At 71.4% G+C, this 20,492-nt stretch carries 19 protein-coding genes; 10 read left to right on the plus strand and 9 right to left on the minus strand.

The window, feature by feature from the left end; all coding sequences use genetic code 11:
- The 3 genes from ACWCQK_RS15830 to ACWCQK_RS15840 form a co-directional block, all read left to right on the plus strand.
- A partial coding sequence (locus tag ACWCQK_RS15830) for an alpha-isopropylmalate synthase regulatory domain-containing protein (protein WP_451155712.1) occupies positions 1 to 606 on the plus strand: 606 nt, incomplete at its 5' end.
- A 187-nt stretch (positions 607 to 793) separates the two neighbouring features.
- Positions 794 to 1,489, plus strand: coding sequence for a TerB family tellurite resistance protein (locus tag ACWCQK_RS15835; RefSeq protein ID WP_451155713.1), 696 nt, complete (start codon positions 794 to 796; stop codon positions 1,487 to 1,489).
- A 129-nt stretch (positions 1,490 to 1,618) separates the two neighbouring features.
- Positions 1,619 to 2,800 (plus strand): sialidase family protein, encoded by a 1,182-nt coding sequence (locus ACWCQK_RS15840; RefSeq protein WP_451155714.1) that lies wholly within the window; start codon positions 1,619 to 1,621, stop codon positions 2,798 to 2,800.
- A 24-nt stretch (positions 2,801 to 2,824) separates the two neighbouring features.
- Here the strand turns inward: ACWCQK_RS15840 and ACWCQK_RS15845 are convergent, their stop codons facing one another.
- Genes ACWCQK_RS15845 through ACWCQK_RS15865 form a run of 5 tightly spaced genes read right to left on the minus strand, consistent with a single transcriptional unit; the run spans position 2,825 to position 9,467 of the window.
- The gene (locus ACWCQK_RS15845) at positions 2,825 to 3,760 is read right to left on the minus strand and encodes a dihydrodipicolinate synthase family protein (RefSeq protein WP_451155715.1); all 936 of its coding nucleotides are present in this window, start codon (positions 3,758 to 3,760) and stop codon (positions 2,825 to 2,827) included.
- Positions 3,757 to 4,779 (minus strand): oligopeptide/dipeptide ABC transporter ATP-binding protein, encoded by a 1,023-nt coding sequence (locus tag ACWCQK_RS15850; RefSeq protein ID WP_451155716.1) that lies wholly within the window; start codon positions 4,777 to 4,779, stop codon positions 3,757 to 3,759. The genes ACWCQK_RS15845 and ACWCQK_RS15850 overlap by 4 nt, the downstream gene beginning before the upstream one ends.
- Positions 4,776 to 6,860: a dipeptide/oligopeptide/nickel ABC transporter permease/ATP-binding protein gene (locus ACWCQK_RS15855; RefSeq protein ID WP_451155717.1), complete on the minus strand. Its 2,085-nt coding sequence runs from the start codon at positions 6,858 to 6,860 to the stop codon at positions 4,776 to 4,778. The genes ACWCQK_RS15850 and ACWCQK_RS15855 overlap by 4 nt, the downstream gene beginning before the upstream one ends.
- Positions 6,857 to 7,816, minus strand: coding sequence for an ABC transporter permease (locus tag ACWCQK_RS15860; protein ID WP_451155718.1), 960 nt, complete (start codon positions 7,814 to 7,816; stop codon positions 6,857 to 6,859). The genes ACWCQK_RS15855 and ACWCQK_RS15860 overlap by 4 nt, the downstream gene beginning before the upstream one ends.
- A 19-nt stretch (positions 7,817 to 7,835) precedes the next feature.
- Positions 7,836 to 9,467, minus strand: coding sequence for an ABC transporter substrate-binding protein (locus ACWCQK_RS15865; protein WP_451155719.1), 1,632 nt, complete (start codon positions 9,465 to 9,467; stop codon positions 7,836 to 7,838).
- 317 nt (positions 9,468 to 9,784) lie between these two features.
- On the opposite strand from ACWCQK_RS15865, the gene ACWCQK_RS15870 reads away from it, so the two are divergent.
- Positions 9,785 to 10,510, plus strand: coding sequence for a FadR/GntR family transcriptional regulator (locus ACWCQK_RS15870; RefSeq protein ID WP_451155720.1), 726 nt, complete (start codon positions 9,785 to 9,787; stop codon positions 10,508 to 10,510).
- A gap of 18 nt (positions 10,511 to 10,528) precedes the next feature.
- Here ACWCQK_RS15870 and ACWCQK_RS15875 read toward each other — a convergent pair whose 3' ends face one another.
- The 3 genes from ACWCQK_RS15875 to ACWCQK_RS15885 form a co-directional block, all read right to left on the minus strand.
- Positions 10,529 to 11,467, minus strand: a complete 939-nt coding sequence (locus ACWCQK_RS15875; protein ID WP_451155721.1) for a hypothetical protein — start codon at positions 11,465 to 11,467, stop codon at positions 10,529 to 10,531.
- Complete coding sequence (locus ACWCQK_RS15880) at positions 11,464 to 12,012, minus strand: SigE family RNA polymerase sigma factor (RefSeq protein WP_451155722.1); 549 nt, start codon at positions 12,010 to 12,012, stop codon at positions 11,464 to 11,466. The genes ACWCQK_RS15875 and ACWCQK_RS15880 overlap by 4 nt, the downstream gene beginning before the upstream one ends.
- Positions 12,013 to 12,197: 185 nt before the next feature.
- On the minus strand, positions 12,198 to 12,650 hold the full coding sequence (locus tag ACWCQK_RS15885) for an N-acetyltransferase family protein (RefSeq protein ID WP_451155723.1): 453 nt from the start codon (positions 12,648 to 12,650) through the stop codon (positions 12,198 to 12,200).
- A gap of 157 nt (positions 12,651 to 12,807) precedes the next feature.
- Between ACWCQK_RS15885 and ACWCQK_RS15890 the strand changes: the two genes are divergently transcribed.
- From ACWCQK_RS15890 to ACWCQK_RS15915, 6 genes are read left to right on the plus strand one after another with little or no spacing between them, the layout of a single operon-like run.
- Complete coding sequence (locus tag ACWCQK_RS15890) at positions 12,808 to 13,614, plus strand: SCO2525 family SAM-dependent methyltransferase (protein ID WP_451155724.1); 807 nt, start codon at positions 12,808 to 12,810, stop codon at positions 13,612 to 13,614.
- Positions 13,615 to 13,654: 40 nt separating this feature from the next.
- Positions 13,655 to 15,493: an SCO2524 family protein gene (locus tag ACWCQK_RS15895; RefSeq protein WP_451155725.1), complete on the plus strand. Its 1,839-nt coding sequence runs from the start codon at positions 13,655 to 13,657 to the stop codon at positions 15,491 to 15,493.
- A 3-nt stretch (positions 15,494 to 15,496) separates the two neighbouring features.
- A complete protein-coding gene (locus tag ACWCQK_RS15900; protein WP_451155726.1) occupies positions 15,497 to 16,414 on the plus strand; it encodes an SCO2523 family variant P-loop protein in 918 nt (305 codons plus the stop codon).
- Entirely contained in the window at positions 16,411 to 17,394 is a 984-nt protein-coding gene (locus ACWCQK_RS15905) for an SCO2522 family protein (protein WP_451155727.1), read from the plus strand. The genes ACWCQK_RS15900 and ACWCQK_RS15905 overlap by 4 nt, the downstream gene beginning before the upstream one ends.
- Before the next feature lies 1 nt (position 17,395).
- Positions 17,396 to 18,376 carry an SCO2521 family protein gene (locus ACWCQK_RS15910; protein ID WP_451155728.1) on the plus strand — a complete coding sequence of 327 codons (981 nt, stop codon included), beginning with the start codon at positions 17,396 to 17,398 and terminating at the stop codon, positions 18,374 to 18,376.
- Positions 18,377 to 18,412: 36 nt separating this feature from the next.
- On the plus strand, positions 18,413 to 19,399 hold the full coding sequence (locus tag ACWCQK_RS15915; protein WP_451155729.1) for a hypothetical protein: 987 nt from the start codon (positions 18,413 to 18,415) through the stop codon (positions 19,397 to 19,399).
- A 111-nt stretch (positions 19,400 to 19,510) separates the two neighbouring features.
- Here the strand turns inward: ACWCQK_RS15915 and bla are convergent, their stop codons facing one another.
- Positions 19,511 to 20,410: a class A beta-lactamase gene (bla, locus tag ACWCQK_RS15920; protein WP_451156026.1), complete on the minus strand. Its 900-nt coding sequence runs from the start codon at positions 20,408 to 20,410 to the stop codon at positions 19,511 to 19,513.
- Between the last annotated feature and the right edge of the window lie 82 nt (positions 20,411 to 20,492).

Raw genomic sequence — 20,492 nt, forward strand, 5'->3', positions numbered from 1 at the left:
GAGTGGGCCGTCCCGTACCTGCCGATCGACCCGAAGGACGTCGGCCGCTCGTACGAGGCCGTCATCCGGGTCAACTCGCAGTCCGGCAAGGGCGGTATCGCGTACGTCCTGAAGAACGACCACAAGCTGGACCTGCCGCGCCGGATGCAGATCGAGTTCTCGAAGCTCATCCAGGCGAAGACGGACGCCGAGGGCGGCGAGGTCACCCCGAAGGACATCTGGGCGACCTTCGAGGACGAGTACCTGCCGAACCCGGAGAACCCCTGGGGCCGCATCCAGGTCCGCACGGGCCAGTCGACCACCGACACCGACGGCGTGGACACCCTCACCGTCGAGGCGACCGTCGACGGCGAGGACACGGTCCTCTCGGGCTCCGGCAACGGTCCGATCTCGGCCTTCTTCAACGCCCTGGAGTCGATCGGCGTCGACGTACGCCTGCTGGACTACCAGGAGCACACGATGAGCGAGGGCGCCTCCGCGCAGGCCGCCTCGTACATCGAATGCGCGATCGGCGACACGGTGCTCTGGGGCATCGGCATCGACGCGAACACGACGCGTGCCTCGCTGAAGGCGGTCGTCTCGGCCGTCAACCGCGCGACCCGCTGATCACCCCTCCGACCGGCCATTTCAGGGCCCCGACCGCCTGCACCGGCGGCCGGGGCCCCGTCGGTTCTCGGCCATTCGACCGTGGAGGTCACGGAAAGGTCTCGTCCGGGGTACTGACGCGGCCTCACTGATGTGGCTAACATCACGCAGGCGCGGCGATGTTGCCGTGGCATTACGGAGGTGCGACGTGCTGCCAGTACGGGGACAAGACGGCCGTGCCGCCAGGTTTGCGCGCATCCTGGGCACACGTACCGCCTGGACGCCGGTCGGCGACGGCGAGTTCTTCTGCCCCGGCTGCGGGGGCGACCGCAACTACGAGCGGCTGACCGGCCGTCGGCGCGTCACCTTCCTGGGCGTACCCGTGCTGCCGCGCGGCGAGACCGGGCCGGTCGTCGAGTGCGCCGCCTGCCGCCGCCACTTCGGCGCCGACGTCCTGGACCACCCCACCACCACCCGCTTCTCCGCGATGCTCCGCGACGCCGTCCACACCGTCGCCCTCGCCGTCCTGGCGGCCGGCGGCAGCTGCGCCCGTACGTCCCTGGAGGCCGCCGCGGCCACGGTCCGCGCCGCGGGCTTCGAGGACTGCACGGTGGACCAGCTCGGCGCCCTCGTCGAGGCCCTCGCGGCGGACACCGGCCGCGTCCTCGGCCCGCCCTGCGGCGCCGGTCTCGCCATAGAGCTCCACGAGGCCCTGGACCCGCTGACCCCCCACCTCGCCGCGGTGGGCCGCGAGTCGATCCTCCTCCAGGGCGCCGGGATCGCCCTGGCCGACGGCCCCTACACCCCCGCCGAACGGGACGTCCTCGCCACGGTGGGGGCGGCACTGTCGATCTGCGCGGACGACGTCACCCGCCTCCTGGCGGCGGCCAGGACGCCGTCGTAGCGGCCGCCGGCGGACGGCGCCGGGCGCGGCCGGTCATCGTGGCGCGCGGGTCGGGGACGGTGACGGCGGGGAGCATGTGACGGACAGGTCGGTGTCCCGCAGGGGACGACACCTCCGTAAGGGAGAGCGATGACCCGCCTCACCCGCACACTCCTGACCGCCGCCGTGCTCCTCGCCCCGCTCGCCGTCACGGCCCGGACCGCCTCCGCCGCCACCGGCTGCGCCTCCTCCGTGCCGTACGTCTCGGGCGCGGGCGGCTACGACACGTACCGCATCCCCGCCGCCGTCACCACCCGCCGGGGCACGCTCCTCGCCTTCGCCGAGGGCCGGCACACCGGCGCCGCCGACACCGGTGACATCGATGTCGTGCTGCGCCGCTCCGGCGACGGCGGCTGCACCTGGGGCCCGATGGCCGTCGTCGCCGCCGGGGACGGGGACACACGGGGCAACCCGGCGCCGGTCGTCGATCCGCGCACCGGCGCGGTCGTGCTGGTCACCTCGTACAACAGCGGTGCCGTGACCGAGGCGCAGATCATGCGCGGGGAGGTCACGCCCGAGCAGAGCCGCCGGGTGTTCGTGCAGCGCAGCTGGGACGACGGGGGGCACTTCACGTCCCCGCGCGACATCACGGCCTCGGTGAAGCCGGCGGGCTGGCGCTGGTACGCGACCGGGCCCGGGCACGCGGTCGCCCTCACCCGGGGCCCGCACGCGGGCCGGCTGGTCGTGCCCGCCAACCACTCCGCCGCGCCGCCCGCGGGGTCACCCGACACGGGCCAGGAGGCCCGGTACTACGGGGCGCACGCGCTCTACAGCGACGACGGCGGGCGCGACTGGCGGCTCGGCTTCGTGGACGACTCCTACGACGGCGTGGACAACTCCAACGAGTCCAGCGCGACGCAGCTCCCGGACGGCCGGCTGTACTTCAGCTCCCGGGACCAGAACGGCACCAGCCCCGGCAACCGCCTCGACAGCTACTCCGCCGACGGCGCGCGGACCCTGTCCCGGCCCTACGCCGTGCAGCCCACGCTGAACGACGTGCCGGTGGTCGAAGGGAGCGTCCTGCAACCGCGCGGCACGGCCGCCCCCCTGCTGTTCTCCGGCCCGTCCGTGCCGACCGCCCGCCGGTCCATGGCCCTGTGGCGCAGCACGGACGGCGGGGCGAGCTTCACCAGGGCGATGACGCTGTCGGCGGACTGGGCGGCGTACTCGGATCTGGTGCAGGTGGGCCACCGGACGGTGGGGATCCTGTTCGAGACGGGGGCGGCGGGGCCGTACGAGCGGATCGTGTTCCGCCGGGTCGCGCTCCCCTGACCGGGTCCAGGGCCGGCGGGGCGGCTACAGCAGTCCCGCCGTCGCCAGGAACTTGCCCACCCGTTCCACCTCGTCCGGCGACAGCCGCACCTGCGGCTCCGCCGTCAGCGGGCAGTCGATGACGCCCCGCAGGTGCAGCGCCGCCTTGAACGCGCCCAGCGCCGCCGAACTGCCGCCCATCCGCGCGGGATCGCCCACGCCCACCATCCCGAACAGCGCGCACAGCCGTTCCTGCTCGGCCCGCGCCCGCAGCCAGTCGCCGGCGCGGCAGAGCCGGTCGAGGCGGACGTAGCCGTGCGGGTCGACGTTGGCGAGCCCGGGCACCGCCCCGTCGGCGCCCAGCGCGAGCGCGGCGTCGACGACCAGTTCGGAGCCGGTGAGGGCGCTGAATCCGGTGATGCCGGGGTGGGCGCGGGCGCCGGTGACGACCTCGCGGAAGGCGGCGAGGTCGCCGCTGGAGTCCTTCAGGCCGGCCAGCACGCCGTCGGCCGCCAGCTCCAGGACGAGGGCGGCGGGGAGCTTGGTGTGGACGGCGGAGGGGATGTCGTAGGCGATGACGGGGACGGAGGCGGCGGCCGCGAGGAGGCGGTAGTGGCGGGCGATCTCCGCCGGATGGGTGCGGGTGTAGAAGGGGGCGGCCACCACGACGGCGTCCGCGCCGGCCTCCGTCGCCGACCGCACGTGGTCCAGGACCCGGGGTGTCGTCATGTCGATCGCCCCCGCCAGCACGGGAAGCCGGCCGCCCACGTGCGCGGCGACCGTCTCCACGACCAGCCGTCGCTGCCGGTCCGTCAGATAGGCGGCCTCCGACGTCGAGCCGAGCACGAACAGCCCGTGCACTCCGCCGTCCAGCAGATGGTCGACCAGTCTGCGGAGCGAGCGGACGTCCACCTCGCGGTCCGGTGTCAGGGGGGTGCAGACGGGCGGGACGACACCGGTGAGCGGGGTGGGGATCGTCATGAAGGCTCCCTGGGGTGCTGGCTCTGATGGACGAGGTCGCGGGTGGGCCGGTCCTCCTCCACAGGATGGTGACAGCGGAAGCGGTGCGCGGGGCTCGACGCGGCCGAGAAGTCCGGCATGTCGGACGCGCAGAGTTCGTCCGCCTTCCAGCAGCGGGTGCGGAAGGGGCAGCCGCTCGGCGGCCGGGTCGCCGACGGGACCGGGCCGGTGAGCGGGATCGGGTCGATCGGGTCCAGCAGGCCGGGGGTGGCGGAGAACAGGGCGCGGGTGTACGGGTGCCGGGCGCCGTCGGTGACCCGGCCGGCCGGGCACTCCTCGACGATCCGGCCCAGATACATGGTGATCACCCGGTCGCTCATCCGCCGTACCGTCTGGATGTCGTGCGACACGAAGACCATGGCCAGGCCCAGGCGTTCCTTCAGGTCCAGCAGCAGGTTGAGGATCTGCGCGCGCACCGACACGTCCAGCGCGCTCGTCGGCTCGTCGGCCACCACCAGGTCCGGTTCCAGGGCCAGGGCGCGGGCGATGGCCACGCGCTGGCGCTGGCCGCCGGAGAGCTGCCCGGGCAGGCCGTCGGCCAGCGCCCGGGGCAGACCGACCAGGGACATGAGTTCCCGTACCCGTTCCTCGCGCCCCGCCGCCGTGCCCCGGCCGTGCACGTCCAGCGGGTCGCGCAGGATCCGGCGTACGGTCAGGCGGCGGTTGAGCGCGGTGGACGGGTCCTGGAAGATCATGCCGGTGCCCGCCCCGACGGCCGTCCGGCGTTCGGCGGGCGGCATGGCCCACAGGTCGCGGTCCCGGAACGACACCGTTCCCGCGGTCGGCCGCTGGACGCCCACCAGCACCTTCGCCAGGGTCGACTTGCCGCAGCCGGACTCGCCGACCACGCCCAGCGTCTCGCCGGGCGCGATGGTGAGTGCGGCGCCGGTCAGGGCGTACACCCGGTCCCGGGTGAACAGGCCGCCGCTGCGGGCCTTGTGCACGACGTGCACGTCGGACAGTTCCACCAGGGCTGTCATGTCACCGGCTCGCTCTCCGAGGTCTCCGAGTCGTTCGCGCCGGCCGTGCGGGCCGTGGGTGTTGTGCCGACCGTGCTCGCCGTGCCGACCGTGCTTTCTGCGCGGGTCGTGCCGGTCGCGTTCTCCGCGGCCGTCAGGTCCACCGCCGGGTGGTGGCAGGCCGCCGTGTGGGTGCGCGGGCCCACCAGATCCGGTGCCGTCGTCCGGCAGACGTCCCCGGCCAGCGGGCAGCGGTCGGCGAAGCGGCAGCCGGGCGGGAAGTCGGCGGGGGAGGGGACCACGCCCCTGATCTGCGTCATGCGCTCGGCCGCCGACTCCAGGGACAGCACGCTGCCGAGCAGCCCGCGCGTGTAGTGGTGGGCGGGGGCCTCCACCAGGTCGGCGGTCACCCCCGTCTCCACGATCTGTCCGCCGTACATCACCACGACCCGGTCCGTGACGTCGGCGACCAGCGCCAGGTCGTGCGAGACGAGGATCAGCGCGAACCCCAACTCCGCCCGCAGTCGCAGCAGCAGCTCTATGACCTGCGCCTGCACGGTCACGTCCAGGGCGGTCGTCGGCTCGTCGGCGACGATCAGCTTCGGCTCGCGGGAGAGGGCCATGGCGATCAGGACCCGCTGGCGCTGGCCGCCGGAGAGTTCGTGGGGGTAGCTGCGCAGGGTGCGGTCGGGGTCCAGGCCGACCAGCCCCAGGAGTTCGGCGGGGCCGCGCCGGCCACCGCGCCGGACGACCTGCTTCAGCTGGGCGCGGATCGTCATCGCCGGGTTGAGCGACGACAGGGCGTCCTGGTAGATCATCGCCATCTCGTGGCCGAGCAGCCTGCGGCGCACCCGCATCGGTTCGGCCAGCAGGTCCCGCTGGTTGAAGCGGACCTGGCCGCGCACCCGGGCGCCCTTGGGCTGGAGTCCCATGATCGCGAGGGCGGTGAGCGACTTGCCGCAGCCCGACTCGCCGACCAGGCCGAGGACCTCGCCGGGCCGCACCTCGAAGCTGATGCCGTCGACGATGTCCACGCCCCGGTGGCGGCCGGGGAAGCCGATGGCCAGGTTCTCCACCGCGAGCACCGGCGGCCCCTCGGGCAGCGGGCGGGCACGGGCGCGCAGCCGGTCGGCGGCCTCGGCCAGGGAGGGCAGCGGGAGGATCTCGCCGCTGCCCGGCTCGGGCTTCTCCAGCCGGTCCTCGCGCGCGTCCGGCGCCACCTCGCGCGCCGCCGGAGCCGCCCACGCGTCGGAGACGCCCTCGGAGAGGATGTTCAGGGACAGGACGGTGACCAGCATCAGCAGCCCGGGGAAGACCGTCGCCCACCAGCCGCCGGTCAGCACCATGTTCTTGCCGTCCGCGATCACACTGCCCCAGGACGGGTCGGGCGGCCGCACGCCCGCGCCGATGAACGACAGCGACGCCTCGAAGACGATCGCCTCGGCGACCTGGACGGTGCAGAACACCAGCACCGGCGCCGCGCAGTTGACGGCGACATGGCGCAGCACGATGTGCGGGGTGCGGGCGCCGATGACCCGTTCCGCCGTCACGTAGTCCTCGCCGTACTGGTCGAGCACGTTCGCGCGGACGACCCTGGCCACCGGCGGGGTGAACAGAAACGCGATGGCACAGATCAGGACCGTGATGCCGCCGCCGAAGACCGCGACCAGGACGGCGGCCAGCGCGATCCCCGGGAACGCCATCACCACGTCCAGGCAGCGCATCAGCGTCTCGTCGACCGCCTTGCGGGAGGTCGCCGCGACCGCGCCGAGGAGCGCCCCCACGACCAGGGCCAGCGCGGTGGCGCCGAGGCCGATCGCGAGCGACCAGCGGGCGCCGTACATCAGCCGGCTGAGGATGTCCCGGCCGAGGCTGTCCTGGCCCATCCAGTGATGGACCGAGGGATGTCCGGTGCCGTCGACGGCCGGCTGCTGGTCGAGCGGGTCGTGCGGGGAGAGCAGCGGCGCGAGCAGCGCCGTCAGCACCACCACGGCCAGGAAACAGACGGCGGCTTTCGACAGCGGCGGCAGCCGGCGCCAGCCGCGCAGCCGGACACCGGGCCGGGCCAGGGCCTGGGCGAGGCTCTTGCGGGTGAAGGTCATGCGGCCTCCCTCAGACGCGGGTTGACCAGCAGATAGAGGACGTCGATGACGAGGTTGACGACGACGAAGCCGGTCGCGGTGGTCAGGACCACGCCCTGGACGACGGCCGGGTCGCCGTTCTGCACGGCGTCGATCATCAGCTTGCCCATGCCGGGCAGCGAGAAGATGGTCTCGATGACGACGGCGCCGCCCAGCAGATAGCCGACGCGCAGGCCGAGCACGGTCAGCGGGTTGATGAGCGCGTTCCTGAGCACGTTGCGGCCCACCACGACCCGTGGCGGCAGCCCGCTGCCGATCGCCGTCCGTACGTAGTCCCTGTCCAGCTCCTCCACCACGGCCGTGCGCACGATGCGGGTGAGCTGCGCCGCCACCGGCAGGGACAGCGCGAGGGCCGGAAGCGTCATCGTCCTCAGCCAGCCGGTGAAGGAGTCGGCCGGGTTGATGTAGCCGCCGGCCGGGAACCAGCCCAGATCGACGGCCAGGTACTGGATCATCAGCAGCGCCAGCCAGAAGGCGGGCGCCGCGACCCCGGTGAGGGACACGACCCGGATGATCTGGTCGGGCAGCCGGTCCCGGTAGATCGCGGCGGTCACCCCGCCGGCCAGCGCCAGCACCACCGCGATACCCAGCCCCAGGAAGGTCAGCTGGAGGGTGAGCGGCAGCGCGGTGGTGACCTGCTCGACGACCGGGGCCCGGGTCAGGGCGCTGGTGCCCAGGTCGCCGTGGAGCAGGTCGCCGATGAAGTCGACGTAACGGACGGGCAGCGGGTCCAGCAGGCCGTTGCGCTCCCGGAAGTCGTGCAGTTGCCGCGGGGTGGGGTTGGCGCCCTGGAAGAACGCGGACGCCGGGTCGACGTCCGAGAAGCGCATCACCAGGAACACGAACAGCACGATGCCGAGCATCAGCGGGACGAGCAGGGCGACACGGCGGGCCAGGATCCTGACGACGGCGATCACGGAGGCGACTCCCCGGGCCCTAGGCCCACTTGGCCTGGAGCAGGTTCACGCCGGGATACGGCTGGGCCCTTATGCCGCTGAGCCTGCCGGGGTCCCAGGCGGTCATCAGCTCGTTGTGGACGACCGGGTAGAGCACCGCCTGCTCGGCGACGACGTCGACGTAGTCCTGGATCATCGCCTTCTTCCGGTCGGCGTCCGGCTCCTGGGTGGCCCGGTCCATGTCCTTGAAGAGCTGCTTGGCGGCGGGATCCCCGGCCCAGCGGGCGTACTGCATCCAGAGGTTCTGCGGCCCGTAGTTGTAGTGCATGATCAGGTCGGCGTCGAGGCCGAACTGGTTGGGGTTCGAGGCGGCCGCGACGACCTGGTAGTCCTGCTTCTGGTCCATCTTGGTGAAGACGGCCGTGGTCTCCTGGGGGGAGAGCGTGGTGCGCACACCGATCGCGTCCCAGGAGGCCTTGATGGTCGGCAGGCAGTCGACGATCCAGCTCACGTTCACCGAGAGGATCTCGATCTCCAGCCCGCTCACCCCGGCCGCCTTCAGCAGCGCCTTCGCCTTCTCGGGGTCGTAGTCGTAGACCGTCTTCGCCCGCCGGTAGGACGGGTTGCCCTCGTTGAGGAACGACGAGGACGGCTTGCCGTGGCCCTTGAGGGCGACCTCGACCATCTTCCCGGTGTCGATGGCGTAGTGCAGCGCCTGGCGGACGCGCACGTCGTCGAACGGCTTGTGCCGGGTGTTGAACATCAGGAACAGGTTGTTCATCCCGGCCCCGCCGGCCACCGACAGGCCGCCCTTCTCCAGCTGTCGGATGTTGGCGTAGGGGATGTTGTCGGAGATCTGCGCGCCCGCGCTCGCCCCGGAGATCCGGGCGACGCGCGGGGCGGCGTCCACGATCGTGAGCCAGTTCATCTTCTTGAAGGCGGGCTTGCGCGGGCCGTTGTATCCGGCGAACGCCTCGAAGGTGGTGTTGGACTTCGGGTGGTGCGCGCTCTGCCGGTACGGTCCCGAGCCCACCGCCTTGCCCTTGATCGCGTCGTCCCAGGCGCCGGGCCGTGAGTAGACGTGCTTCGGCATGATCTTGGCGAGGGTGAGCCGGGAGACGCCCTCAGGGAAGGGGAACTTCAGGACCAGTTCGACGTTCTGCGCGTCGATCTTGCGGACTTCCTTCAGCCAGCTAGCGAAGAACCCCTTGGCGAGGGTCTGGGTGTCCGGGTCGAGGATCCGCTGGTAGACGAACACGACGTCGTCGGCGGTGACCGGCTTTCCGTCGTGGAACGTCGCGCCCGGCCGCAGCGAGAACTTCCACGAGGTGCCGGACAGGTCCGCCGGCACCTGGGTGGCCAGCGCCGCGTACGGCTCCCGGGAGATCGGGTCGGTGTCGAGCAGGCCCTCGTAGATGTGGTTGTTGGCGGCCATGGCGAAGGCGGACGCCGTCTGCGTCGGGTCCCAGCTGCCGTCGTTGCCGTAGCCGATGACCGCGGTCAGCGTGCGGCTCGCGCCGGTGCCCCCGCCGCCGGTGTCGTTGGTGGACTCCGGACCCGACGAGCAGGCCGACAGCGACGACGAGAGCGCCGCGGCCGCGCCCAGCGCGCCGGTGTACTTCAGGAACGACCGGCGGTGCGGCGCCGGAACGTCGTTGGTCACGTCGCGCACGATTCCTCCAGCGAAGGAGTTCGAGGAGCGGAAAAGGGTGACAGAGGGGTGACAAAGGGGTGGGGACGGGGTGGGCAGGCGGAGCGGGAAGGGTGAGCCGCCGAGGAGATACGACGTCCTACGTCCTGTCGGTCAGCGCGACCATAGGAGGGGCTGTGGGGGCGGTCAAGGGATCGCACACGAATGGCGGTATCCGTCAGAGGTCCGACCAATGGCACGGTGAAATGGCCTGAGTTGATGCTCTATCAGGCTCTACGGCCCCCTGGATACCGCCGGACGTGGGACGTGGGACGTCCGATGCCCGTACGATGCGGCGCATGCCCGGGGAGCCCAGGAACAGTCGGATCCGGCGCGAGGTCGTCCAGCTGATCCTGGACCGCAAGCTCCGGCCCGGTGCGCCGCTGCCCACCGAGGCGGAGCTGATGGAGGGTCTCGGGGTCAGCCGCAACTCCGTGCGCGAGGCCCTCAAGGCGCTCCAGGCGCTCGACATCGTCGAGATCAGACACGGTTACGGCACCTATGTCGGCCAGGCCTCGCTGACCCCGCTGGTCGACGGGCTGACCTTCCGCACCCTCGCCCGGCACGACGACGACACGGGTGCCCTCGCGGAGATCCTCCAGGTGCGCGAGGTGCTGGAGGAGGGGCTGATCCGCCGGGTCGCGGCAACGCTCTCCGAGCCGGAGCTGGACCGGCTGGAGGCGGTGGTGGCCCGGATGGAGGAGGCGGGACGGGCCGGCCGGCCCTTCCCCGAACTCGACCGCGAGTTCCACGAGTTGCTCTACGCCCCGCTCGGCAACGCGCTCGTGCCGCAGCTGCTCGGCGCGTTCTGGACGGTGCTGCGGCGCGTCTCGGGTGCCCGCGGCCGCCCCGCCGATCCCGCCCCCGGGCTCACCGTCCGCCGTCACCGCGACATCGTGACCGCGCTGCGCGCCCACGACGTCGAGGGCGCGCAGCGCGCGATGGCCGTCCACTTCCACGGCATCGAGGCCCGGGCGGGGCAGGTGTACGACCGCGGCCCGGCCCCGCCCCGCGACCGGGACTAGGTGTATTGACCTGGAGCCCTAGGGCAGGGTCTTCTCGTAGTACTTGTCCTGATCGGAGTCGTAGACGAGCCGGTCGGCCGCGTCGTAGCCCTTGACGTGGGGGGCCTTCGTGACCTGCTGGTCCAGGATGCCGTAGGCGACGAACCAGCCATGGTCCAGCACGCCCTCGACGGTGCCGCCACCGTAGGAGACGGTCACCCTGGCCACCGACGGGTCGACCGTACCGATGGCACCCCAGCGGAACGGCAGTTTCCAGTTGCCGCGGTCCAGGATCGACTGCTGGTAGAGCTTGCCGCCGTTCATATCGGGGAAGACGGCGCCGGCGTCGTTCGGCGCGTCGCCCGAGCTGGTGTTCAGGCCATCGGCCCTGCCGTCCTTGAGGGTGCAGATCAGCCGGACCTCCTGCGGGCCCGCGTCCTTCGGGACCGCGACGACGAACATGCCGTCACCGGGCGCGTTGGAGTCGCCGGTGCTGTGCATCGCCAGGATGATCCGGTAGTCCGACGCCTTCCCCAGCTCCGACCGCCCGGAGCCGTACGGGCCCGACCTGTCGAAGGCGACGCACTTCTCCAGCCCGTCCTCGGCCTGCGCCCAGGTGATCCCGTCCAGCAGCTGGCCCGGGGTGGCCGGCCGGCCGGGCGCCGGGGGCGCGGCCGGTGTCGTCGTGGGGGCGGCCGGAGCGCTGACGGAAGGCCGCGGCGCGGCCGTGCCCGAGATCTCGCCGCCGTTCAGCGCGTACGCCCCCACGGGCAGCGCGGCCAGCGTCACCAGCGCGGCTCCGGCCGCCGCCACCCGTCGGCGCCGTTCGAGCGTGCCCCTGCGCCGGATCGCCGGATACGGCACCGGTGACGGCCGGACGGTGTACGCGTCCTCGGTCAGCAGGCCGCGCACCCGCTCCTCGAAGTCGGACCCGGTGCCGAAGTCCCCTTCGGCCGGCTCCCTCTGCTCGTCGTTCACCTGCTGCCTCCCCGCCCTGACGACGTACGGCTGTGCTCCGGTCCGTCCACGACCGGGCCCAGTCCCGGATACCCGCGCAATTTCGCCAGCGCCTTGGACGCCTGGCTCTTGACCGTGCCGGGCGAGCAGCCGAGCACGTCGGCGACCTCCGCCTCGGACAGGTCCTCCCAGTAGCGCATGACCACCACGGCCCGCTGCCGGGGCGGCAGTTCGGCCAGCGCGGCGAGCAGGGCGCCCCGCTCGTCGACCCGGCGCACCGCCTCGTCCCGCCCCGCCCGCTCCGGCGGCGCCGAGGTCAGCGCCTCCCCGACCCGCCGCTTGCGGAATCGGTCACTGTTGCAGGTGACGAGCATCCGGCGGACGTACGCCTCCGGGTTGTCGCTGCGCGACACGCGCCACCACGACCGGTACGCCTTCGCCAGCGCGGTCTGCGTCAGGTCCTCGGCATGGTGCACGTCTCCCGTGAGCAGGTACGCGGTCCGTACCAAACGTGACCACCGCGCTCTGACGAACTCCTCGTACTGGGCCTCTTTTTCGGCCTGCATCAAGCACCCTCCTCGTCCCCCAGACCACCGGCTCGGCGGATTCGGTTGCCCGGGCCGGGCGGCCGGGCGCGAACGGCCCGGCGGAGCGGGCGGGGAGCCGGACCGGCGGGGCGGGCGGGGAGCCGGACCGGCGGGGCGGAGGGGAGTGAGGGGAGCGGTGCGGAGGGCCTGGCCCCAGCAGGTGCTCAGAGGAAGAGCATCATGAGCAGGCGGTGCTGATTCGGGCCGAAGTAGTCCTTGCGGGGCGCGCCTTCCGGGGTGAAGCCCAGGGAGCGGTAGAGCACGACGGCCGAGTCGTTGTCGGGCTCGACGGTGAGCCGGACCTCCTTGACGCCCTCGGAGCGCAGGTGGTCCAGGATCCCGGCCATCATCTTGCGGCCCAGCCCCTGGCGCTGGAGGCCCGGGGTGATGGCGAGGCTGAGTATCCAGCTCACGTCGCGGTTCGGCGCGGTGGCGAGCACGTAGCCGAGGATGTTCGCGCCGTCGTCCAGGACGAGCGTGTGGTCGCCGTACGCGTCGAGGAACTGACGCAGGACGAAGTAGGGGTACGGACCGGAGGGGAAGGCCTGCGTGTCCAGGCGGACCAGTTCCGGCAGATCCGTTTCGGTGACCGCTCTGATCCGCAGAAGAGGAGGCATGTCGTCCCTTTGTGGAGGATTCGAAGATGCATACCAATGATGCGATATGCATACCGACTGGGATGGGCGCGCACGATTCCCTATCTTTGCCCGACATCTTCTGGTCATTCAAGGCAAGAACTGGACTTGACGTGATTGGCTGGGCCGGTCCACGGGCGTGGTGCGCTACATTGAGCCAATGACCTCGGGATCGCTAACTGACGCGGATAAGATGAACGCTGATGTCGACTGGGACAAATTTGACCCACAGGAATACATCAGCCGCAACTACCTCGCGCTTCATCCCGATGACAAGCAGATCCTGTCGATCGTCCGCGCTCACTTCGGTGATCATTTCCGGAGGAATCCGGGCCGCGTCTCCTCCGGTATCGACGTGGGAGCGGGGCCGAACCTCTACCCCACCCTCACCATGCTCCCCTGGTGCGACGCCATCACCCAGTACGAGTGGTCGGCCTCCAATGTGGAGCATCTGCGGGAGCAGCGCCTCGACTACGCCCCCACCTGGGACCCGTTCTGGGACGTCCTGTGCGAGGGCGAGGGCGGCGAGGGGTACGCCGCGCTCGGACCGAACCCCAGGGAGCGGTACAGGGACGTCGTCACCGTCCGGTCGGGGAACCTGTACGACCTCGGTGCCGACGGCCAAGCGGAACGCTGGGCGATGGGCACGATGTTCTTCGTCGCGGAGTCGATCACCGAGTCGCGCGAGGAGTTCACGCGCGGCGTCACCTGCTTCATGAACGCTCTGGAACCGGGCGCTCCGTTCGCCGCCGCGTTCATGGAGAATTCCCGCGGATATCCCGTGGGCGGGCAGGACTTTCCGGCCAGCTATGTCGGCGCCGTGGAGATCCGGAACCTGCTGAAGGGCTTCGCGGGTGATGTCGATCCCCTGCACATCGGAAAACCGGACGATCTCCGCGACGGCTACACGGGAATGATCCTGGCCTGCGGTCACCGGAACGACTGACCGCGGTTGCTTTTCTTACCTGTGTGAGGGGGCATGGGGAATGCAGATCAAACCGCGCCTACAGCTTCTCGACGTATGGCAGGCCATCGCCGGCCATTCCTTCAGGAGCGGCGAATGGAGCTGGGGTGAGTGGGGCGGCCGCAGCAGCGTCGCCGATGCCGAACGCCTGCTCTGTCTCATGTATCCCGCCACCGAGATCCCCGAATTCGGCCTGGACAACCCGGACATCACCCAGGAGGACGTGGAGAAGGCCCTCAAAGAGGTGGGGGACGCCACGGAGATTCCCGGAAGTCTGGTCCGGGTGCTCAACGAGTTCATGGCGAAGCACCACGGGGGCGACCTGGGTCCCACGTTCGCCGGCGGCTACTACTTCCTGCCGGAGGACCCCGAGCAGGAACTCACCAAGGAGCAACGGGAATTCGGGGTCGTCGACTCCTTCTCGATGTCCGTCACCCTGTGCCTCGCCACCCTCGGATTCCTCCGGGTCTACCGGACGAGAACGACCCGCCCCGAGACGCAGAAACTGATCCAGGGGCTCTGGGACACGACCAGCCGGCGGCTCACCTCCGCCATGGTGAGCCTGCTGCGCTCCTTCACCGTCAACGTCTTCGACGTCGAGTCCTCCCAGGGCCAGGCCATGAGCCGCCTCCTCGGCCGCGGACGGGTGTCCGAACGGGTGGTCCTCCAGCGGTTCCAGGAGCGCTTCAAGGCCCTGCGCGCCGTCATCGGCGAGAGCCTGATCCTCGGTGTCGAGGTCGAGGAGCAACTCCGCAACGAGAACCGCCTGTTCGAGTGCGGCTGGGCCTGGAGCCTGGTCAAGGACGCGCCCGAGGTGGAGACCACCGACGACATCGGCGGCCAGCCCGACGGCGCGGCCGACCCCGTCCCCTACCTCTACTTCACCGTCGTCGCGCTCGACGGTATCCAGGACCTGTTCTCCGACCGCACCCTCACCCTCGCCCTGCTCAACCCCGAACAGCAGCGGCTGGCGGAGGCGTTGCGGCTGCGGTGGGAGATCACCCAGCAGTACTGGTCGGGCATCGCCCGCTTCGGGGACGACCGCTGGCCCCTGGAGGACATCCCCTGGCGGACCACGGGCCAGCAGCTGGAGTCGGAGTACTTCTCGCTCTGCGTGGCCTCCATCCTCGTCCACGACCTGGTCCGCCGCCGGGCCACCGACGACGACCTCGCCCGTACCGTCGACGTCATGGAGCGCCTCGCCGAACGCGGCCGCATCACCAGCCGGGCCACCGAAGGCGATCCGGCGGTCCGTCTGCACAACCCGGGCGTCTTCCTGCCCCTGCTCGGCAGCGACCGTCACGGCCCGGCCATGCAGTGGGCCATGACCGACTTCTCGGCGCAGCTGCTCAAGCGGACCATCCAGCTGTGCTCCCTGTCCCGCAACCTCTCCTCCCGCGACCGGCTGCTCCAGCTCGCCGAGGACATCCTCGGCCACCTGTGGCTGCGGCGGGTCAGCGAGGGCGAGGGCAGCGGCCTGTGGGACAACGTCCACGCGGCCTACCCCAGTTCGGAGGAGCGCACCGGACCGCTGTCCTGGAGCATCACCGAGCGCGTCACCGAGTGCATGGTCGCCGCGTCCCAGCTCTACAACCAGGCCCCGATCCGCAGTGCCGAACTGAGCGCGCTGGCCCGGGCCCTGCTCAGCGAGGCCACCCATCTCCTGGGCAAGGAACAGATGAAGCCCGCCCCGCCGGCCAAGAGCCGTGGCGGTGAGGAGCTGCAGAGCGTCGCGGCGGACCTGCGCCGCGCCCGGCTGGTCCTCGACAACCAACCGGGCACCGCCTGCGCCCTCGCCTACGGAGTGCTGCGCAGGCTCGACATCCTGGCCCGGGCCAGGGACACCGGCTCGGGGGTGTGAATCGTGCTCGTCTTCGCCGCCTCCGACAAGGGAGGCACCGGCCGCTCGGTCACGAGCGCCAACCTCGCCTACCGCAGGGCCCTCGACGGTGACGACGTCTGTTACCTCGACTTCGACTTCGGCTCGCCCACCGCCCCGGCCGTCTTCGACATACCCGACGTCCTCAAGGAGGCCGAAGGACGCGGCCTGCACTCGTATCTGAAAGGCGATACCGGGGAACCCCTGCGCGTCGACATCTGGGCCCGTACGGAGCATTACGTCCTGCGCGACAAACCCGACCGCTCCGGACGGCTCGTTCTGCTGCCCGGAGACCGCGGCGGCGGCGAATTCGTCACCGACACGGAGAACCTCCACCGCTGCGTGGATCTGATCCTTCGGCTGAAGCGCGAATTCAACGTGATCGTGGTGGACCTCAGCGCCGGCCGCAGTTATGCGATGGACCTGGCACTGGCCGCCACCGCCGGGGAGGAGTTGCGGCGCATCAAAGCCCGCTGGCTCATCTACCACCGCTGGACCCGCCAGCACGTGATGGCCGCCGCCGAACTCGTCGGCGGCAAACAGGGCATCGTCAGCGCCGGCGAGGAATTGGGGCACGACCGGCAGACGCTGCTCGGCGCCATCCGTTTCGTACGGGCGGCCGTGCCCGATCTCGAATCGCCGCTGTGGTCGCAGTTGCCGCCCGCCCAGTCGGCGTGGATGCGCCAGTACAACAAACAACTGGAGACGATTGCCGCGGACCTGGGTATCGGCAGGAGCAGGGTTCTCGGATCGGTGCCGCTGGAACCGGTCCTGCAATTGCGGGAACAGCTCATCACCGACCAGGACGTGCTCGACAGCCGGATTGCCAACATCGAGACCTGGCAGGCGATGGGGGTGCTCGCCGAGCGGCTGGCCGACGACAAGTACTGGGGGCAGTTGTGAGCGGAACCGGAGCCGTCTTCCAGGAGACCAGCGCCCAGCCGCGCACCGAGGCCGTGCCCTTCTCCCATCTCTCCCTGGAATTAGGCCACTTGTACATGGAGGACTTCGCGGAGGGCCCCGAGCGGCTGTACCACCACTTCACCTCCGTACGTCCCTGGGTGGAGGCGGCGCGCGCCTCGGTGTCCGCGCTCGCGGACGGCAGACCGCCCCGGGTCAGCACCTGTTTCCTGATCGACGACTACTTCAGCCGCCTCGCCACCCCCGCCGAGCTCCTGCCGCCCCTGCTGAAGGCGGCCGAGCGGGCCGGACTGACCATCGACTACCTGGCCCGCGAGTCCGGCTGCGCCCGCACCGACCCGAAGCGGCCCGAGGGCGGCGGACTCGCCGAGGCCGTCCTGGGCCGGCTCGTCGAGACACCCCCGCCCGGCAGCAGGGGTTTTCGGCCACCCCTCGGGCAGACCGGCTGGCTCAGCAACGGGCGCCGCGCCCCCGACCGCCGCACCACGGCCGCTCTCAGCGCCGCCGCCGTCTGGCAGCCGCCCAGCGAGACCGGCGCCCGCGGCCACTCCGTCTTCGTCGACGTCGAGCTGTGGGACGAGCGCACCGGCAGCCGCGTCTGGTCGTGCGCCTTCCTGGCCGCCGTATGGCAGCTGGCCCGCCTGGGGCTGCTGCGCGACAAGGGCAGTGCCGTCCTCGTCCCCACCGCCTGGGGCACGGCCGCCTTCCCCGAGGACTGGGACGCCCTGCCGTTCCTGCTGCGGCTCAACCCGTCGGCGGCGCCCTTCGCGGCGTACTACACGTGCAGCGTGCTGCCGTCCCGCTTCCTGCCCGTCGAGCACGCGGTCCGGGTCGTCCTCGAACAGACCCAGGTGGACGCCGGCGCGCAGGCCCAGGTGGTCGCGCGCGCCGCCGCCGAGCGGTGCGCCGTGCCGGAGGGTGTCGTGGAGCGCACGTCCTACGTGTTCCCGCCGGGGCTGTGACGTGGGCGCGACGGGGGAGACGGCGCGTCCTGCCCTCGCCTGCGGTGAGGTGCGCACCTGCCTGCTGCCGTGCCGGGACGCGGTGAGCGCGGCCGTCGCCGAACGGCTGCTGCGGCTGCGCGCCGACGAACAGGTCAGCACGTCGAGGCACCCCAACCTGTACGTGGTGTCTCCCGAGGTGCTCACCGGCGTCGACTGCCGGCTGCCCACCGCCAACAAGGCCAAGGTCCGCGTGGTCGGCACGGTCGCGGCCCGCGCAGGACTCACCGACGGCCGTGTCCTCCAGGCGTCGGCGTACTTCTCGGCCCCGGCGGCGGGCCCGGACCGGCGCCGGCCGTGGGGCTACTACCTGGTCCGACCCGGCGTACTGGTCCCCGTCGGCAGACTTCCCGCCCCCGCCGCCGGCGACGGCTTCCTGGCACAGGACCAGCCGGGCGGCGGTGACGAACTGGATGTCGGTTCCGTGGCCGAGAGCCTCCTCGGCACGATCTCCCGCAACCGTCTGCTCGTCGACTACGACGTCCCCCTCACCTCCCGCACCACCAGCCTGCGCTGGGCCGCGCTGCCCGCGGCGCCGGGCGCGGGTGTGTCGCTGAAGCGCTTCACGGTCGCCGAAGGAGGACTGCGGCTGGTCGAGTTGAGGGTTCCGGACGACATCGGGATCACCGCCGTGGCCGGCCTCGCCGAGGATTTCGCCGTTCATGACTGGCTGTTGACGACAGTCATTGACAAACTCGACGGTATCCGGCTCGGATCCGCGGACGAGGCAGCCGCGCTGAAGGTGCTGGGCCCGCTCGTCGAGCATCTGCTGCATCTGTGGATGCCGGGAGCGCGGACGGACCGACGGCTCGCCGCCCTGTGGGACGTTCTCGAAGACGGCTCCGGGTACAGCCGGCAGTGGCACACCCAGGTTCAGCGCGTCCGTGACCAACTCGCCCTGTGGGGGACCGCGGCGCGGCGAGAGTCCCTTGCGGCGCCCTGAACGCGCACAGCTCGATCCCGACGGGGGAGAAGCGAGATGAACGCTCCGATATCTACGCGAAACAACGGCGGAACGCCCGGCCGGGGGGACCGGGGCAACGACGACAACGCGCGGTCGCTGCTGTGGAAGCTCCTGATCACCGTGGCGACCGGCGTGGGGGCCTACGTGCTCACCAACGTCATCTCCCCGGGGCCGGACGACCTGTGGCGGGTGGTCGTGTCCGTCCTGTTCGGCGGGGCGATCCTCATCGTCCAGTTCATGATCACCTTCGCGCAGCAGCTGGGCGAGCTGAGAGGCGTCGTCGAGCAGCGCTTCGTCGACATCGGCGAGGCGACCAAGCTCTTCAACGAGGTGGAGCAGCTGCGCGGCGACGGGGTGCCCCGGCTGGCCGAGTACGCCACGAAAGTGGTCGTGAACGGGCCCAAGATCCTGCACGACTTCGCGGGCCAGGAGATCGAACGCCTCGCCGGCTACATGTACAACTTCGCCAACCTCAACGCCAAGTCCCCGGGCGAGAACCACGACTGGCTGCTGACGCTCACCAAATGCGCCACGACGTCCATCGACGCCATCAGCACCTCCCCCGTCGACGGCGACTTCTGGAACAGCGAGCCCGCCGGCCGGTACCTGGAGGCGCAGCGCGTGGCGATCGACGACCCGCAGCGCCGGGTCAAGGTGCGGCGCCTGTTCGTCGTGAAGCAGCCCGAGGACATCGCGACGCTGGACGCACTCTGCGAGGAGCAGCGGAGCATCGGTATCGAGGTGAGGGTCGTGGCCCTGCCGCAGCTGCCGATCAACGCCCAGCGCGGGAAGATGATCGACTTCATCATCTTCGACGGGGCGCTGTCCTACGAGATCACCGCGGACCAGATGGGCGTGCCCTCCTGGACGACGGTGGACGCGACGGAGAAGGAAGTGCAGGAGCGGGTCAAGCGCTTCGCCGAGCTGTGGAACATCAGCCCGAACGGATCACCGGCCCCCGCCCGGACGGCGACGGCCCCGCCCGAGCCGGGCGCGTCCTGACGCCCACCGCACCCCCACGCGTGGCGGGCGCCCCGGCCGGCGAGCGTCCACCGGGGCGCGGCCCGCGACGGCCCGCGCCCCGGCTCGTACTCCGCTCGCTTCGCCGCGTACCTAGCCCAGGGCCTCCGCGAGCAGTTCGGCCGTCCGCACCACCAGGTCGTGGTCGGCGGCGGCGGTGCGGTCCGGCTTCGTGGTCAGTACCGCCAGGACCAGCGGGGTGCCGTCCGGCGTCCAGGCCACACCCACGTCGTTGTTCGTGCCGTAGGAGCCGGTGCCCGTCTTGTCGGCGATCACCCAGGACTTCGGCAGCGCGAGGCGGAACCGGTTGGCGCTGGTCGTGTTGCGCAGCAGCCAGTCCGTCAGCGTCGCGCGGTCCGGGCGGGACAGGGCGCTGCCGAGGACGAGACGGCCGTACGAGCGCCCGATCGCGTACGGGCTCGTCGTGTCCGTACGCCGCCACGGCTCGGCCGAGTTCAGCTCCGTCTCCCAGCGGTCGAGCCGGGTCACCCGGTCGCCGAGCGTGCGGGCGAAGCGGGTGACGCCCGTGGGGCCGCCCAGCTCGCGCAGCAACAGGTTGCCCGCGGTGTTGTCGCTGTAGCGGATGGCCACGTCGGCGAGTTCCGCCACCGTCATGCCCTCGGCCAGCTTCTCCCGGGTGTGGTCGGAGCCGTCCACCAGGTCGTCGGCGGTGTAGTGGACGCGGCGGCCGAGGACCTCGCCGTGCCGGTCCAGGTCGCGCAGCACGGCCGCCGCGGCGAGCGTCTTGAACAGGGAGCACATCGGGAAGCGCTCGTCGGCGCGATGGCGCACGGTCCGGCCGGTGCGGACGTTGTACCCGAACACGCCGAGGCGGGCGCCGTGCGCCTCCTCGACGGCGCGCAGCCGGGCCGTGACGCCGTCCTTCGCCGCGCTGGCCGGCGCGGCGGCCAGCAGGGCGGCGGCGGTGCCGGCGGCGCCGGCGGTCAGGACGGTGCGACGGGTGGTCGTCGGTAATCCCTTGGATCCGGAAATCTCGCTCTCCTTCGCTCGGGCTCTGTGACGATCTTTCCCTCAGGGACGCGAGGCCGCCGAGCACGGTTGCGGACGCGAATCC

The sequence above is a fragment of the Streptomyces sp. NPDC002306 genome (assembly GCF_053593435.1).

Coding starts and splice junctions, on each gene's coding strand:
- ACWCQK_RS15840 (WP_451155714.1), top strand. CDS start 1,619: ATGACCCGCCTCACCCGCACACTCCTGACCGCCGCCGTGCTCCTCGCC.
- ACWCQK_RS15845 (WP_451155715.1), bottom strand. CDS start 3,760: ATGACGATCCCCACCCCGCTCACCGGTGTCGTCCCGCCCGTCTGCACC.
- ACWCQK_RS15850 (WP_451155716.1), bottom strand. CDS start 4,779: ATGACAGCCCTGGTGGAACTGTCCGACGTGCACGTCGTGCACAAGGCC.
- ACWCQK_RS15855 (WP_451155717.1), bottom strand. CDS start 6,860: ATGACCTTCACCCGCAAGAGCCTCGCCCAGGCCCTGGCCCGGCCCGGT.
- ACWCQK_RS15870 (WP_451155720.1), top strand. CDS start 9,785: ATGCCCGGGGAGCCCAGGAACAGTCGGATCCGGCGCGAGGTCGTCCAG.
- ACWCQK_RS15880 (WP_451155722.1), bottom strand. CDS start 12,012: ATGCAGGCCGAAAAAGAGGCCCAGTACGAGGAGTTCGTCAGAGCGCGG.
- ACWCQK_RS15885 (WP_451155723.1), bottom strand. CDS start 12,650: ATGCCTCCTCTTCTGCGGATCAGAGCGGTCACCGAAACGGATCTGCCG.
- ACWCQK_RS15895 (WP_451155725.1), top strand. CDS start 13,655: ATGCAGATCAAACCGCGCCTACAGCTTCTCGACGTATGGCAGGCCATC.
- ACWCQK_RS15915 (WP_451155729.1), top strand. CDS start 18,413: ATGAACGCTCCGATATCTACGCGAAACAACGGCGGAACGCCCGGCCGG.